This window comes from Actinoplanes derwentensis (assembly GCF_900104725.1).
GTDB lineage: Bacteria > Actinomycetota > Actinomycetes > Mycobacteriales > Micromonosporaceae > Actinoplanes > Actinoplanes derwentensis.
In genome coordinates, this window is the sequence record NZ_LT629758.1 from 520776 (window position 1) to 537108 (window position 16333).

Here is a 16333-nt window from a genome sequence, read left to right on the forward strand (position 1 = left end):
GGTCCCTCCTCGGCTGAGCACACCGCACAGCCTAGGAGGGACCAGTTGACCGAAACTTGACCGCGGAGTCAGCCGAGTTCGGCGGCGTACCCGATCAGGTGGGCCAGTGCCGCGTTCCAGTTGATGGTCAGTTCGTTGGTGGACCAGGACTGAATGTCGTCGATGTAGCAGAACTGGCCGACACAGCCCTGGAGCAGGCTCTGCGCGACCGGGTCCTGGATCGACGAGTTCGGGCCGCCGGCCAGGGTGCCGGGCGGCGGGTGCGGCAGCGACGGGTCGAGCTGAGCGGCGTACCAGCGGCTGTGCTGGTTCTGCGCGGCGACCTCGCCGTACCCGGTGACGTAGGAGATGTTCAGCGCGTTGCGGCCGAACAGCCAGTCCAGGCCGGTGATCAGGCCGTTCCGGTACTTCGCCCGGCCGGTGAGCCGGTGCGCGGCGGCGATCACCACCAGGTTGTTGGCGACGATGCTGCTGGAACCCCAGTCCCATGAGTTGTTCGCCGGGGCGTAGGCGACGCCGTACGGGTGCTCGCGCTGGATCGCCAGGTACTTGTCGGCACCCGTGACCAGCTGGGACTTCACCGTGGACAGGCCGGGCAGCCGGTTCGGGACCAGCGCCAGGTCGATCTTCGCGGCGGCGGCGGTGGACGCCCAGTCGAACGCGACCGGGCCGAACACGTCAGCGGAGTGCTCGGGCGACGCGAGCACATCGGACGCGTACTTCCGCTCGCCGGTGGTCAGGTACAACTCGGCCGCCGCCCAGTAGAAGTCGTCGGTCACCTTCGCGTCGTTGTAGGCGCCACCACCCACGCCGTCGGACTCCGGGGCGTACAACGCCGGGTTGGCGCGGGCCGCGTCGTAAGCCGTGCGGGCGGCAGCCAGCGCACGCCGCGCGAACGCCGCGTCGTACGGCTTGAAGAGCCGGGCAGCCTGCGCCGCGGTGGCGGCCAGGTTGAGAGTCGCCGCGGTGGAGACCGGGTGCAGCTCACGCGGCTGCGGGTCGAGGTGCGGCAGCAACGGCAGGCCGGTCCACGCCCGGTCGTGGATCTTGTGGTGCACCAGGCCGCCCGGCGCCTGCATGCTGAGCAGGAACTCCAGCTCCCAACGGGCCTCGTCGAGGATGTCCGGGACCCGGTTCCCGCTCTCCGGAATGCTCAGGTTCAGCTTGCGGGAGCCACGGTTGTGCTCGTACTCGGCGAGCAGTTCCCACACCGAGATGCCACCGTTCACCACATATTTGCCGTGGTCACCGGCGTCGTACCAGCCGCCGCGCACGTCCAGGGTGTAGTCACAGACGCCGGGCTGGCACGGGACCGCGGTGTCGCCCTGGTTCGGCGCCACGCCGACGTGCCCGGCGGGCCGGGCATAACCGGGCCGGAGGTCGTCACGGATCGCGATGCCACTGCGCTGGGTGTAATAGAGCTTCAGAGCATCAGAGCGGAGCTTCTGGTACGCCTGGCGGCCGATGTCGAAGGGCCGGGACGTCTCGCCGTCCGCGGTGATCGTCAGCCCCGTCGCGGCCCGGTGGACTCCACTGAAGTCGATGGTGTGCACGTTCTGCCCCGACGACGGATCGGTGCCGCGCGGAACCGTACGCCCGCTGGCAAGCTTTCTGCCCGTCTTGTCGTTCAAGATCCAGGGCAGGGCGCTGGTGTACGACGTGACAACGGTCGCGCCCTTGGGCCCGTCCGGTAGGTACGCGACCTGGTTCACCCGTACCCGCGGCCCGGTGTCCGGCTCGTAGACCTCCGGCGGGACACCGCCCACCAGCGAGACGTTGTCGACGCAGAAACGCCAGGGATCGGGGCTGCCGCCGACCTGGAAGGCGACCTGACCCTGGGTGGTGCTCGCGTTCGCGGTGAACGTCCACTCGTAGTGCTGCCAGCCGCCGAGGATCGGGGACTGCTCGAAATAGGTGTCGTACGGGCTGACCGCGAGGCCGGTGATGGCCCGGACCACGTGCCCGGCGTCACCGCTCGCGTCGAAACTGAACCGGTAGGTCTCACCGGCGACCAGGTCGACGTCGTTCTGGCCGACCGCGGCGTCCCAGCGGTTCACCGTCCCGCCCGGGACGTCGACGCAGGCGCGGCCGTCGGCCAGTCCGATGGTCATGCCCGCGTTGGTCCAGAACGGTTCGGTGCCACTGTCGAAAGTGCCGTTGACGACCTGTTCGACCTCGTCGGCGTACGCCGGGGCGGCTGCTCCGGCGGTCAGCAGGATGGCGGCGGAGATGGCGGCGATCAATCGGGAGCGCTCCCATAGATGCATGGAAACATATTGGTTGCGGGCGTGTTACGGCGTCAACGGCCCGGCGGCAGACGACCCCAGCCTGACAGGCCAGGCCCTGTGTGGCGCGGATGCCGTCAGGCGCCGGCTGGGAATCGCCTCGCTCCCACGCGATCCGCCACACAGGGCCTAGAGTCGGCGGGATGCGGATTCGGATCGAGGGCCACGACCTGCCCGGACGGACCGGGGCGCCACAGGCCGAGCAGCTTCGGCTCGGTGGCGTCGAGGTGGGAGTGCAACGGCGCAAGGACGTGGTGGACCGGATCGGAGTGCACGCCGACCGGGCCGTCTGGGAACTGGAGATCGACTCCCGGGAGGTGGACGGCCACCTCGACGTCGGCGGGCCCTGGGTGCACGGCCGGACGGGAGCCCGGTTCCTCTACCTGAGCTGGGGTTCCACCAGCACCGGGGAGTTCGCCGGGTTCCGCCGCGCCAAGCTGATGTTCGGTGACGTCCCCAGCGATCTGCTCCGTGCCGCCGCGAGCGACGGTGTACTGGTCGCGCGCCTCGGGCTGACCGGCCCGGACGGTGGCCCGCGCTGTGCCCGGGTCAAGCCCCCGGAGATCACCTGGACGCTGGAGTGACAGTGGTTACATCCGGGCCGGCGGGGCCGGAATCCGGTCGGTGCGCGGCGGAAAGTGTCAGACGGGCGGCCTAGAGTCGGCGACATGTTCAGCGACCGGCTCGTCCCGCAGCCCCACCCGGAGTTCCGGTGGCGCCGCGTCGCGGGAGGCCGCCATGACTGATCCGGTGGCCGCCGGTGTCCGGGTGCTGCACGGGCTGCTCAGGGCCGACGGCGCGCTGAGTCTCTGGGGCGAGGACGGGGCAGCTGTGGGCGCCCGGTCGGCGGCTCGGGGTGCCGCGCCGCCACACCCGTTCGCGGTGGCCGCCGACCGGCTGCCACCCGGGGAGTCCTGGGCGGAGATCGCCGTGGTCCTGCCGTCGACCGCGTCCGGTCCGATGCCGTCGCCGCAGCTGGGGCTGCCGGAGCGGCGCGGAGTGCCGAAGGCGCGGGCCTGGCGGGTCCCGGCGGTCAGTGTGCCGTTCGCCGACACGGAGCTGATGGCCGAGTTCGAGGGGCGGACCGCCCCGTCGGCCGGGTGGATCGTGGAGCTGTGCGGTTTCGCGGCGAGTCTGGTCCGGCGCGGGCGGGTGCTGCCCGGCGTGCGACTGGACGGTTCCCGGCCGGTGGCCTGGTGGCGACCGGTGGTGGTCGGGGCGGACGCGGTCCGGCAGGCCACCCTGCTCGACCGCATGCCACCGGCCTGCCTCGCGGCACAATCCACCTCCGCCGCGGCTGCCGCCTCCCATCCCGGGGAGGCGGTGCTGCGGGCCGCGCTGGAGCGCCTGGTGGACGGGCTGGTCCGGACCCGGCTGGCCGAGGCGGGCGTGACCCTCGCCGGATACGGGTGGCTGGCCGCCCTGAGCGGCGAGCCCGAGTTCGAGGCCGCGCCCGCTCTCGCCGACGAGCTGGCGGAGCGGCTCGGCACGTGGTTCGAGCAGGCCGCGGGCGGGTCCGAGGTGCGGGTCTGCTTCCGGCTCAGCGACCCGCGTGAGCACGAGCCGGTGATGCCCGCCGAGGTGCCGCTGCCGGAGGACACCTGGCGGCTGGAGTTCCTGGTGCAGGCGGTCGACGAGCCCAGCGTGCTGGTGCCCGCCGCCGAAGTGTGGCGGGACCGGTCGGCACCGCTGCGGCGGTGGACCTCGCATCCGCAGGAGCGGCTGCTCGCCGGGCTGGGCCGGGCCGCCCGGCTCTACCCGGACCTCGGTGAGGCGCTACGGCAGGTCCGCCCGGTGCAGATGCTGCTCGACACCGAGGGGGCGCACCGGTTCCTCAGTCACGCCGCCCTGCTGGAGGAGGCGGGCTACGGCGTGCTTCTTCCGGCCTGGTGGCGGCGCCGGCCGAGCCTCGGGCTGTCGCTGGAGGTGCGCGGGCGGGAGCCGGTCGCGCACGTGCTCCGGGACCGCACGGTCGGTCTGCGGGAGCTGGTCGACTTCCAGTGGGGCCTGGCGCTCGGCGGCCGGACCCTGACCGAGGACGATCTGGCCGACCTGGCGAAAGCCAAGGTTCCGCTGGTCCGGCTGCGCGGGCGCTGGGTGTTCCTGGACCCGGCACGGCTCGCCGCGGGGCTGGCGTTCCTGAAACGCGGCGGCGGCCGGATGACCGCGGGCGACGCGTTGCGGGTGACCCGGCTGCTCCCGCCTGAGGAGTTGCCGCTGCCGGTGACCGACGCACGCGGCGAGGGCTGGCTGGCCGACCTGCTCGCCGGGCGGCTGGACGAGCGGCTGGAGGTCCTGCCCCCACCACCCGGGCTCGTGGGCGTGCTCCGGCCGTACCAGATCCGGGGCTTCTCCTGGCTCGCGTTCCTCGATTCGCTCGGACTGGGCGCCTGCCTCGCCGACGACATGGGACTCGGCAAGACCGTGCAGCTCCTGGCCCTGCTGCTGCACCACCGGGCGGGCCCGGCACTGCTGATCTGCCCGCTGTCGGTGCTGGGTAACTGGCAGCGGGAGGCCGAGCGGTTCGCGCCGTCGCTGCGGGTGCGGGTGCTGCACGGCGCCGGGCGTGACGATCCGGCGGGGCTGGCCGACGGTGCCGACCTGGTGCTGACCACCTACGCGACGGCGGTGCGGGACGCCGACGCCCTCGCCGCGATCTCCTGGGACCGGGTGGTGCTGGACGAGGCCCAGCACATCAAGAACAGCGGCGGCCTGGCGGCCCGGTCGGTGCGCCGGTTCCCGGCTCGCAACCGGATCGCGCTGACCGGCACCCCGGTCGAGAACCGGCTGTCCGAGCTCTGGTCGATCCTCGACTTCGTCAACCCGGGGGTGCTGGCGTCGGCGCACACGTTCCGGGCCCGGTTCGCGGTACCGATCGAGCGGTACGCCGACGAGGACGCGGCCGCCCGCCTGCGGCAGGCCACCCGGCCGTTCCTGCTGCGCCGCACCAAGGTGGATCACGCCATCGCCGCCGAGTTGCCGGTCAAACGGCACGTCCGGCACCTGTGCGGGATGACGACCGAGCAGGTCAGCCTCTACCGCGCGGTCCTCGACGACCTGCTCGAAAGGCTCGCCGAACCGGGCGAGAAACGGCTCAAGGGCCTGGTGCTCGCGGCGATGACCAAACTCAAACAGGCGTGCGTGCACCCTGCGCTGCTCCTCAAGGACGCCTCGCCGCTGCCCGGCCGGTCCGGCAAGGTGGACCGGCTCGAGGAGATCGTCGACCACGCGCTGGGAGCGGGCGAGAGTCTGCTGGTCTTCACCCAGTTCGCCCGGTTCGGCGCGATGCTGACCCCGCATCTGACGGCCCGGTTCGGGGCGCCGGTGCGGTTCCTGCACGGCGGCACCGCCCGCGGGGCACGAGACAGCATGGTCGCCGAGTTCCAGCGGGCCGAGGAGCCCGGGATCTTCGTGTTGTCGCTGAAAGCCGGCGGCACCGGCCTCAACCTGACCGCCGCGAACCACGTCGTCCACGTGGACCGCTGGTGGAACCCGGCGACCGAGACGCAGGCCTCCGACCGGGCCTTCCGCATCGGCCAGCGCCGTGACGTGCACGTCCATACCCTGGTCTGTCTCGGCACCCTGGAGGAACGCATCGACCGGGTCCTGACCGACAAGGGTGTCCTCGCCGAACGGGTCGTCGGTTCCGGCGAGGGCTGGCTGAGCGCCCTGTCCGCGAACGAACTGCGTGACCTGTTCGCCCTGTCCCCGGAGGCGATCGTTGACTGACTTCGCGCTGGCGTTCCTGGGGATGTTCGAGTCACTACGGATGGGGCCGACGTTCGCCCGCGGGCGGCGCGACGAACGGGCCGGGCACGTGCGCAGCCTCACCGTCTCCGGCAGTCTCGTCGTCGCGCTGGTCCGCGGCCCCGAGGACCCGGTGGCGTTCCGGTCCCGGATCGCGGTCCGCTCCTTCGGCGCCGCCGAGTGGGCCCGGGTGGAGACGACGCTGGTCGCCGAGGCCCGGTTCACCGCCGACCTGCTCAACGGGCGGATGCCACCGGGTGTCGAAGCCGTCTTCGCCGGGGAGGGGCTGAATCTGCTGCCGCTCTCCCTCGACGAGGTGGCCCTGGACTGCTCCTGCGAGCGGTGGCCGATGCCGTGCGCCCACCTGGCGGCGACCTGTTACGCGCTGGCCCGGGCATTCGAGAGCGATCCGTTCGAGGTGTTCACGTGGCGGGGCCGGTCCCGCGACGAGTTGCTGATGCGGTTGCGCCGTCTCCGCGAGGCGAAAGCGGTGGATTCTTCCTCTTTTTCGCCGTCGCCGTCGCCGTCGCCGTCGCCTTCTTCGCCGCCTCCGGTGCAGCCGGCAGAGAATCCGGTGAGCTTCTGGGGTGCCGGTTCGTTCGGCGTGGACGAAGGTGCGCCTGCGGTGGCCCGTCCGGACGCGCTCCTGGACCAGCTCGACCCGCCCGGTCTCAGCCACGAGGGCCGCCCGATCGCCGATGTCCTGCGTCCCGCCTATCAGGCGTTGCCGGATTCACCGGATGTGTGATTCCTCAGACCCTGATTGCTGGTTTTAAACCTGATTCGCGGGATTTTTCATACTGCTGAAGAAAATGGCTGCCGGGTGCGGATCGGTGACCTCGGAAGTCCATGAAACGCCTGGTCACGGCAGGTTTGAGTGCACCCGTGGTGCCCGCGGACCTGACCTTACGGCTACCCGTCGGGTCGTCCGAACGGCCAGGTTCCTAGTATTTGCCGGATTCCTCTCATAGGTCCGTGATCAGCTAACTGAGTCATGGCGATTTGTCCTGAAAAGGTGTGAGATGAAAAACGCAAAGCGGATGCTGGCTCTGGCCGGCATGACTCTGGCGGCCGGTGCGATGCTCGGGATCACTCCAGCACAGGCCGCACCCGCCACCACCCAGGCGCCCAGCACCGCCACCGCGAAGAGTGGTCCCTACTACGACTGGGACGACCAGTACGTGGTCGGCTACTACAACAACGAGCGGGACTGCCGTAAGGCCGGCTGGTGGGGCGAGCGGCGTGGCGCCTGGTCCGACTACGACTGCTTCCCGGCCTGGGGCTACAACAACTGGGGCCGGGTCTGGGTGCTGCAGGTCGAGGAGAACGACTGGCGCTGGGACCGGTGGGACGGTGGCTGGCCCCGTGGCTGGGACTACCGCCCGACCCACTACGGACGGCCGTTCAACGTCGGCGGGGGTGGCTACAACCACCCGTTCGCTGACCTGTCGTACGTCGGTTACGACTTCCCGCGCCACCCGCACAAGCCGTACCACCCGGGCAGCGGTTACCCGGGCGGCGACTACAACGACTACGACGGTTACAAGAACAACGACTACAACGGCTACAAGAACAACGACTACAAGAACAACGATTACAACGGCTACAAGGACAAGGACTACTCGACGCCGGTCGTGAACGAGACGAGCGCCGGTGTCACGGCCGCCATCACGGCCACCGGCATTACCGGTAACTAGGGCACTCGGGGCCTCCCGGGCTGACCAGCTCGCGCACCGGCCGACCCGACAGTGAAACGAAAAGGCCGCCCCTCAGCCGAGGGGCGGCCTTTTCACGTCCGGACCTACCAGGCGACCGGGGCGTAATCCTTCAGGAAACAGCCGTACAGATCCTCGCCCAGCTCACCGCGGATGATCGGGTCGTACACCCGGGCCGCGCCGTCGACCAGATCGAGCGGGGCATGGAAACCCTCCTCGTGCAGCCGCATCTTCGTCGGATGCGGGCGCTCGTCGGTGATCCAGCCGGTGTCGACGCTGGTCATCAGGATGCCGTCGGCGAACATGTCGTCCGAACTGGTCCGGGTCAACATGTTCAGCGCGGCCTTGGCCATGTTCGTGTGCGGATGCCCGGCACCCTTGTAGCCACGCGCGAAGATGCCCTCCATCGCGGACACGTTCACCACGTACCGCCGGGGGTACTTCGACGCCGCCATCGCCGACCGCAAGCGGCTGACCAGGATGAACGGCGCGGTCACATTGCAGAGCTGCACTTCGAGAAGCTCCAGCGGGGCCACCTCGTGCACCCGGTCGCTCCAGCTGTTCGTCGATGTCACGTCGGGGATCAACCCGCCCGCGTCGATCGCCACCGACCGGGCGGTCAGCGCCATCGACGTCACCTGCTCAGGCGTCAGCCCCGGCGCGGAAGCCGCGGTCAGAGCGGCCGCCGGCGACGAGCCGATCGAGGCCTGGGCGGCGAAATACTCCAGCGCGGGCAACGGGCCGTCCGGCAGCGGGGCCGTCTCGGCCGCCACGAGTTCCGAGTAGGAACCGGCGGTCCGGCGTACGGTCTGGGCCGCGTTGTTGATCAGAATGTCCAGCGGACCACGCGCCGCCACGGACTCCGCAAGGCCCACCACCTGCGCGGGGTCTCGCAGATCGATGCCGACGACCCGCAGCCGGTGAAGCCAGTCGGCGCTGTCCGGCATCGCCGAGAAACGACGGACCGCGTCGTGCGGGAACCGCGTGGTGATCGTCAGATCGGCGCCGTCGCGCAGCAGACGCAACGCGATGTACATACCGATCTTGGCGCGTCCACCGGTGAGCAGCGCGGTCCGGCCGGTCAGATCGGTCCGGGCATCCCGTCGCGAACGGTTCAGATGCGCACAATCAGGGCAGAGCTGGTGATAGAACGCGTCCACCACCGTGAACCGCTGTTTACACGTGTAACAACCCCGAGCCTGCTTCAGCACACCCGCCGACGCACCCAGAATCGTGCTCTTCAACGGAATGCCGGCCGTCTCGTCGTCGATCCGCCCCGGCGCACCCGTCGCCGTCGACTCGGTCACCGCCCGATCGTGCGCGATCACCGCCTGCCGGCGCTCCCGGCGACGCTGCAACTTCACCGTCTTGAACAGGCCGGCCGTCGCCCGCCGCAACGCCACCGCATCCGGATGCTCCGGCGGCAACTCCTCCGCCTCGGCGAGAACCGCGAGGCAGACCGCGAGCCGCTCCGGGTCCACACCCACGGCATCCGGATCGACACTGCCGGTCATTCCTGCATCCCCCTATTTTCGAGCCCGCACGCACTGTACTTACCCGCGGTCCTATCGGCCGCCACCGGCATCCGGCAAGGGATGCCGGTCACCAGCCAGCCCGATTCACATTCAGACCCAGCGCCGGTACGGGTGACAAGCCTCAGTCTCCACCGGCCTTCACCGTCCGGCCCCGCCCCAACGGTCACTCCTCGCCGGTCAGGGCTGGGCCGGGCCACTCGCCGAGTCGGTTGCCGGTCCGGTCTCCGAGTCGGTCGCCGGGCCTTCCGGTGCGGCTCCCTGCGCGGCATCTCGCCCGGGGCGAGTCGGCTTCGGGTGGTCGGCGAGAGAAGCCGGGCGCTGAGACCGCCGATCGTAGGGGTGCTCTCCGGAACCCGCGGTCCACGACGGCCCGCTGTTCGCCTGCCGCTGAGCCCCCCGGCCCTGATCCGGCAGGTGATCGGCGAGCGTCGCCGGCCGGATGGTCCCGCGCAGCCGATCATCCAGCGTCTCCGGACGCCGCCCCCGCTGATACTCGATCTCGTTCCGGCTCGCCTCCACCGCGGCCGCCTCCACCGCCGTGGTCTCTGCCGCGGTCGACGCCTCGGTCTCCGGATCCCTGGCGTCACCCGCCGGCCGTGGACGCCCGGCCGCGACATCCTCCAGCGTCTGAGGCCGCCGAGCCACAGCCACCGGCTGCTCCTCTTGTTGCTCTACCGGCTGCTCTACCGCCGCGGCTGAGGTCGCGGCACCCACCACTGGCGAAGCGTCAACGCCCGGGCCATCCGTGCCTGCCGGAATGTCGGCGCTCGCCAGGGCATCCACGGCCGGACTGTCTACTCCGGTCCAGCCATCCTCATCCACCGTCGACTGCGAGCGGTAGGGGTGCCCGAAATCCATGGAACTCGCCCCAGCGGCCAGCACCTCATCGAGCGTTTGCGGCCGACGGGCCCCCATCGAGCGATCCGCTGCAGTGGGCACACCCAAAATGTCCGCGCTCTCCCCGAGGTCCGAGCCGGCCCCAGCGGGTTCGCCGGCGCCGGAAACAGGAACCCCTACGACATCAGCCACGTCACTGACCGTCCCGGCGGTTTCCACAGCGCTGATCTCCTCGTCATCCACGGCGAAGTCACTCCCGGCGACACCGATTCCGAATTCGTCCGACGGCCCGTTCTCATCACCGCCACCAGCCACCTCATCAGCCGAACCACCACCGACCGGCTCTGCCACCGACTCATCCGCGACCGGTACCTCATCCGGAATCCCGTCGCCCGCCTCCGATGCCGAAGGGGCCGCGTCAGGCTCTACGGCCGGAGCGTCCACATCTGCGGCGTAGGCATCTGTGAACGTCTCCAGGACCGGAACATCCGACACCGGAGCCGATGCGCTGCCTACCGAGTCGATCTCGGTATCGGGTAGCTCCTGCGGAGAGGCGAACTCCTCACCCACCGGCGTTGCCGTGTTCGCTGGATCTTCCAGCCGCTCATCCGAATCGGGTGTCTGCTCACCTGGAACCTGAGAGCCCGCCTCCACGGTGACAGCACCGTCCGGGACGTCATCCACCGGGAGAGGAACACTGTCCGCTGCCTCGCCGCCAGACGCGCTGTCCACTGAGACGATCGACTCGTCACGCGTCGTCGCGACGAAATCAGCCGACCCGGGCGTGACCTGATCGAGGGTGACCGGCTCGGATGCGGCCGGTTCGACGGTCCCGGTGTAATCCGTGGCCTCCGGGTCAGCCGCAGTGTCGGAAGCCGGAACGGTCACCGCCTCGGTGTCGGAAGCTGGTTCCGGTGCCTGCTCGGACTGCGTGTCCGCCGCAGGTTCGAACGCCAGGTTCAGCTCGCTGAAGACCTCTGATTCGCTGCCCGCCACTGGCTCGGTCACTGCTGCTGGGACGCTGGCGAACTCGGAATCGTTGGCCAGTGAGAGATCAGCGACTGGTTCCGCTGGTTCGGCCTCGGCCCCCTGAAAGTCGACCGATTCGAAGTCGGTCAACCGAGAGTCAGCGGGTTCTGACTCAGCACCCTCAGCGGCGCCAACCTCGGATTCGCCAACCTCTGATTCGGCCGGTTCGGACTCGGCTGGGTCAGAGGTGGTTGGTTCGGCGGTGGCCGGATTTGTCAGCCATTCGTCGAGGGTCTGCGGGCGCCGGGGACTCTCGGGATCCGTGACCATCTCGGTGGGCTGGTCGGCCTCGGGCGAGGAATCCAGTTCGGAATCGGTGGCAGGCTTGGCGGGAGCGTCAGCCAGCCAGTCGCCGAGGGTTTGCGGCCGACGTGCGGTAGACGATTCGGCGTAGGGATGCGGGAGCGTCGCCTCCGGTTTTGGAGCGGATCGCGCCGGACCCGACGGCGCGGGCTCGGACCACCAGGCCGGGGGCTCGACATAAGGCAGCGGCCCCGCACCGGGCGACACCGGAACAACCGGCGACGAAGACGCTTCCTGGTCCTGGTCCTGGTCCTGGTCGCGGTCCTGGGACTGGGACGGGTCGGCTGGGGGCGTCTCCTGGGATGTGGGGGAGTCTGCCTGCGGGTCTGGTTGAGCGGCTCGGTCGAGCCAGTTGAAGGAGTCGGGCTGGGGGGCGGTCAGGTTCGCCAACCGCGGATCCGACCGCCAGGCGAACGGGTCAGGAATCGCCGTGCTACTCGCGCTGGACGAGGGCTCGACCGGCGTGGCATCGGCGACCGGCGTGGCGTCGGCGGTCGGCGTGACTCTTTCGAGTGGTTCGGCCTCGGCGAACGGGGTGGTCTCCGGGAAGGGCACGAACGTCGGTTCCGGCGCGGAGTCGGCGGCCTCTGGCGCGGCCTCGAACTCGGCGGGTGGCGTCTGTTCCGCTTCGGGGCTGGGTTCCGGGATTGCGGTGGCTTCCGCGCTGAACTCGGTCGCTGCGGGTTGATCGAGTTCCGCGTACGGCTCGATCTCCGGGAGTGGTTCGAAGGCGGCGTGCGGTTCGATCTCCGGGAGCGGTTCGGTCTCTGGGAGGAGCGGGGTCTCAGTTGACCAGGCTGGGTCTGAGTCTGGCGAAGAGAAGATGACCGGAGCCGGAGCCGACTCGGGAATGGGAGCGGATTCCGAGGCTGAGGAAGGGAACTCCGAGGCTGAAGGCTGGAACTCCAGGGCTGGGTGGTCGGAGGGAATCGCTTCCTGGTCCTGGTCTGCGGATTCGGTGGGTGCGAGTTCCGCTGAGTCCGGGAGCGGTGTGAAGTCCGGTTCGGGCAACTCGGATGGGGTGTGTGCGTTCTCGGACAGGTAGTCGTCAGCGGACGGCATCTGGTGAACCACCGCGTCGCCGGCTTCGTCGCGATCGGCGTTGGCGTCGGGTCGGGGATCGGGGTGGGGGGCCGGGTCGGGGACGAACTCCGCGAAAGCGTTGAGGACGGATTCGAGTGCGCTTGCCGGAACGGGCTTGTCGGTGTCCGTGGGGCGGTCGTCGGCGGAGTCGATGGTGTCCGGGCGGTCGGCAGGGACGTCATCGGGGTCGGCAGGGATGTCATCCGGGGAGATGGCCGCTGGGATGGCTGTCGGGACGGCATCCGGGGAAAGGGTCGAGTCCGGCAGCAGGGGAAGCGACTGGGGTGCGGTGCTGGCGGAGTCGCTCAGGGACCCAGCGGGCTCGGTGCTGCTGACCGTGACGGTCTCGCCGGGCGTGACGGTGTCGTCGGGCGTCACGGTGTTGTCGGGTGTGGTGGAGGTGGGGCCGGGCTTGGGGGTGGGGCCGGCCAGTGCGGCTGCCTCGGCCAGCTTGGCGGTCTTGGCCGGCTTGACCGTGGACTGGGTGCCCAGGGTGGGGAACGCCGGTGTTGTGGTGTCGTTCGCCAGATGGGGAGGCAAACGGAGGATCTGGGTGCTGGCGGGGTCGAGATCGTCCAGGTCCCGGGGGGCTTCCGGGATCACCGGAGGTCTTGGGTCAGCCCGCACGGTTTCGGCTCCGGCGGCCAAGGTGGCCTCCACCTCGGCCCAGATGGTTTCCGGATCGATCGGTTCCGGGGCTGCGGTCACGCTTGCCTCTACTTCGGCCCAGATGAGTTGGGTGTTCTCGTCGTCGGCGGAATCCTTCGACGGGATGGCCGGCGCGCCGTCCGGCGCCGACGGGGAGGAACTCGGCGTGCCGGACACGGCCTCGGCCGGGGTTGGCAGCGAAACCAGCGTGCCGGATGCGGTGTCGGGCAGCGCGACGAAAGGATCCGTGGCATCGGGCGGGGCGACGAAAGGATCCGGTGTGTCAGGTGCGGTGTCGGGCGGGACGACGTGAGAACCCGATGTGCTGGATGTGGCCGGATCCGGCGGGGTCGACTCGGAGGGAATGGAGTCGTCGGGCGGAACCGGGCCGGGCGGGGTGGCAGCGTCGTCGGCTGCGAGGGGGAGAGGGCTCCACGCGGTGATCGGGGCGGCGGATGTCGCGGGATCGGCCGGGGACATGGTGAAACCTGCTGGGGACGAGCTAGGTAGCGCCCTGAAGGAGCCCGTGCTTTCCGAAAAGTCATCAGGAGCGGAAGCGGCGGCGAGGCCGTCGTCCGGTTCTGATCCGCCGACCGCCTGTGAGGAGACGGAGGAACCAGCGGAGGAAGCGGGTTCAGAGGCGGCAGGAGCAGCGGCAGCAGAAGCGGCGGCGGGGAGTTTGGGCGTGGCGTAGGGGGCCAGATCGGCGGTGCGGTGGCGGCCGGGGGATCGCGTCTCCGGTGACTCTTCGTCACCCGTACCGGCGCTGGGGGTGGACGAAGTGGGCCGGTCCGGTAGCAGGCCGCCGGCATGGGCCATCGCGTCGTTCTTGCCGGAGATGTAGTTGAGGAAGTCCTCGTATTCCAGGACCACCGGGTCTGTCGCCGGCGCCGGTGTCGGCCCGGACGGCAGTGCGGCCTGAACGGGCTTGCCGGGCAGGGCGTGGGTGACCAGGGTTCCGTCGATGACGGTGGTGTCGCGCCAGGCGTGCCGGCCGGTGGGTGTCTCCTCTTCGCCGGCGTATTCGGCGAGGCCGGCCTTCTCCTGGAGGCGCCGCAGCGGGGCGGGGGCCCACCAGGCGGCGTCGCCGAGCAGGCGCAGGACGGCGGGGACCAGGAGGACGCGGACGACTGTGGCGTCCAGGACCAGGGCGATGATCATGCCGACGCCGATGAACCGCATGGTGGTGACCGACGACAGGGAGAACGCGCCGGTGACGACGATGAGCAGCAGGGCGGCGGCGCTGATGACCCGGCCGGTGCGGGTCAGGCCGATGGTGACGGCTTCGGTGGTGCTGGCGCCCCGCAGCCGGGCCTCGACCATCCGGGACAGCAGGAACACCTCGTAGTCGGTGGAGAGACCGAACACGACGGCCGCCATCAGGACGACGATTCCGGCTTCCAAGGGGGTCGGTGTGACGTTGAGCAGGGACGCCCCGTGGCCTTCCTGGAAGATCCAGACCAGGGCGCCGAAGGTGGCGGTGAGGCTGAGCGCGCTCAGCACCACGGCTTTGACCGGGAGCAGGATCGAGCCGAAGGCCAGGAACATCAGTACCAGGGTGGCGCCGGCCAGCAGCCCGATCATCAACGGCAGCCGGGCGCCGATGGCGTCGAGGCTGTCGACGTTGCGGGCGGTGGCGCCGCCGACGAGGATCTCGGTGCCGACGGGTGCGGGCAGGGCGCGCAGCCTGCCGACGGTGTCGCGGGCCTCGTCGCTGAACACGTCGGCGGTCTTGAGGTCGGCGTTGAGGACGACCACGTCCTTGCCGTTGCCGCCGCTGCCGGTGACCGTCTGGACGCCGGGGACGTTGCCGGCCGCCGTGGTCAGGGCTTCGACGTCGGGCTGGTCGCCGGTCAGGGAACGGACCACGATCTGGACGCCGTCCGAGCTGAACTGCGGATAGTCGGCTTTGAGGGTCTCGATCGCGACGCGGGACGGATCGCCGGCGGGCAGTTGGCGTTCGTCGTTCTCGCCGAAGCGGGCGCCCAGGATCGGCAGGGCGAGGAGCAGAAGGACGGCCACGATGGGTACGGCCACCGCTACCGGCCGGCTCAGCACCCATCTGGCGAGCCGTTCCCAGCCGGCGTCACCGGCGGCGGCGAAGGGCAGTCGCACCGGGATCTTGTCGACGCGTGGCCCGAGCACCGCGAGCAGGGCGGGCAGCAGGGTCAGGGACAGCACCATGGCGAGGAAGACGGCCGCGAGGCCACCGTAGGCGAGGGATTTCAGGAAGCCCTGCGGGAACAGCAGCAGCCCGGCGAGCGCGGTCATCAGCAGGGTGGCGGAGAAGACCACGGTGCGGCCGGCGGTGGCGACGGTGCGTTTGACCGCTTCGGCGGTGTCGTGGACGGCCTGCTCCTCGCGGAACCGGCCGACCATGAACAGCCCGTAGTCGATGGCCATGCCGAGACCGAGGAGGCTGGCGACGTTGACGGCGAACGAGTTGACTTCGTGGGTGAGCGCGACGGCGTGCAGGAACCCGAGGGAGCCGAGGACCGCGCAGCCGCCGATCACCACCGGCAGGGACGCCGCGACCAGCGAACCGAAGATCACCAGCAGCAGGATCAGCACGATCGGCAGCGAGATCATCTCGGCGATCGCCAGGTCCTGGGTGGACCGTTCGGTGGACGCGTGCCCGAGCGGGATGCCGCCGGCCAGCTCGACCCGGGCGCCGGGGACCGTGAACGAGTCCTCGATCTCCCCGTACGCCGCCATCTTGTCCGCGTCGTCTTCACCGGCCAGGGTGATCACCGCGATCGCGCTGGACCGGTCGGCGGACGCGAACGTCTGCTGCTTGTTCGCCCAGTACGAGGTCTGCGCGGTGACCGCGGACTTCGGCAGTGCCGCGAGACGTTCGGTGATCAGCTTGCCGAGGGCGGCGTCGTCGATGCCGCCACTGTCCGGCGTGTAGATCGCGATGACGTCGCCGGCCTGCCCGTTCGTCGCCGCGGCCACCACGTCGGCGGCCCGGCCCGACTCACTGTCCGGGTCGTTGTAGCCACCTTCGGTGAGCTGCCCGAACACGCCGAAGCCCCAGCCACCCGCACCGAGCACCGCGACGAGCGCGATGATGAGTACCGGCCACCGTAAGCGGGCGACCCGCGATCCCCAGCCCGCGAACACGCGTTCCCCTTTCCCGGTTCTACGATGA

General features: G+C 70.2%; 7 protein-coding genes. 4 read left to right on the plus strand and 3 right to left on the minus strand.

What is annotated here, in order from left to right; all coding sequences use genetic code 11:
- Nucleotides 1-68: 68 nt before the first annotated feature.
- The gene (locus BLU81_RS02230) at nucleotides 69-2267 is read right to left on the minus strand and encodes a glycoside hydrolase family 9 protein (protein ID WP_092541136.1); all 2199 of its coding nucleotides are present in this window, start codon (nucleotides 2265-2267) and stop codon (nucleotides 69-71) included.
- A 161-nt stretch (nucleotides 2268-2428) separates the two neighbouring features.
- On the opposite strand from BLU81_RS02230, the gene BLU81_RS02235 reads away from it, so the two are divergent.
- The 4 genes from BLU81_RS02235 to BLU81_RS02250 all read left to right on the plus strand — a co-directional run bounded on the left by BLU81_RS02235 (nucleotide 2429) and on the right by BLU81_RS02250 (nucleotide 7729).
- Entirely contained in the window at nucleotides 2429-2869 is a 441-nt protein-coding gene (locus tag BLU81_RS02235; RefSeq protein ID WP_092541138.1) for a DUF5990 family protein, read from the plus strand.
- Between the two features lie 154 nt (nucleotides 2870-3023).
- Nucleotides 3024-6014: a DEAD/DEAH box helicase gene (locus tag BLU81_RS02240; protein WP_092541140.1), complete on the plus strand. Its 2991-nt coding sequence runs from the start codon at nucleotides 3024-3026 to the stop codon at nucleotides 6012-6014.
- Complete coding sequence (locus BLU81_RS02245) at nucleotides 6007-6780, plus strand: SWIM zinc finger family protein (RefSeq protein WP_172890483.1); 774 nt, start codon at nucleotides 6007-6009, stop codon at nucleotides 6778-6780. The genes BLU81_RS02240 and BLU81_RS02245 overlap by 8 nt, the downstream gene beginning before the upstream one ends.
- Nucleotides 6781-7054: 274 nt before the next feature.
- The gene (locus BLU81_RS02250) at nucleotides 7055-7729 is read left to right on the plus strand and encodes a hypothetical protein (protein ID WP_157751109.1); all 675 of its coding nucleotides are present in this window, start codon (nucleotides 7055-7057) and stop codon (nucleotides 7727-7729) included.
- A gap of 104 nt (nucleotides 7730-7833) precedes the next feature.
- On the opposite strand, the gene BLU81_RS02255 is transcribed toward BLU81_RS02250, so the two are convergent.
- Both BLU81_RS02255 and BLU81_RS50170 read right to left on the minus strand, forming a co-directional pair.
- On the minus strand, nucleotides 7834-9261 hold the full coding sequence (locus tag BLU81_RS02255) for an SDR family oxidoreductase (RefSeq protein WP_092541146.1): 1428 nt from the start codon (nucleotides 9259-9261) through the stop codon (nucleotides 7834-7836).
- Nucleotides 9262-9459: 198 nt separating this feature from the next.
- On the minus strand, nucleotides 9460-16305 hold the full coding sequence (locus tag BLU81_RS50170) for an MMPL family transporter (protein ID WP_231954044.1): 6846 nt from the start codon (nucleotides 16303-16305) through the stop codon (nucleotides 9460-9462).
- Nucleotides 16306-16333: the final 28 nt, after the last annotated feature.

What these genes read in the sequence shown, in the direction of transcription:
- BLU81_RS02250 (WP_157751109.1), top strand. Translation starts at nt 7,055, where the DNA reads ATGAAAAACGCAAAGCGGATGCTGGCTCTGGCCGGCATGACTCTGGCG.
- BLU81_RS02230 (WP_092541136.1), bottom strand. Translation starts at nt 2,267, where the DNA reads ATGCATCTATGGGAGCGCTCCCGATTGATCGCCGCCATCTCCGCCGCC.
- BLU81_RS02240 (WP_092541140.1), top strand. Translation starts at nt 3,024, where the DNA reads ATGACTGATCCGGTGGCCGCCGGTGTCCGGGTGCTGCACGGGCTGCTC.
- BLU81_RS02235 (WP_092541138.1), top strand. Translation starts at nt 2,429, where the DNA reads ATGCGGATTCGGATCGAGGGCCACGACCTGCCCGGACGGACCGGGGCG.
- BLU81_RS02255 (WP_092541146.1), bottom strand. Translation starts at nt 9,261, where the DNA reads ATGACCGGCAGTGTCGATCCGGATGCCGTGGGTGTGGACCCGGAGCGG.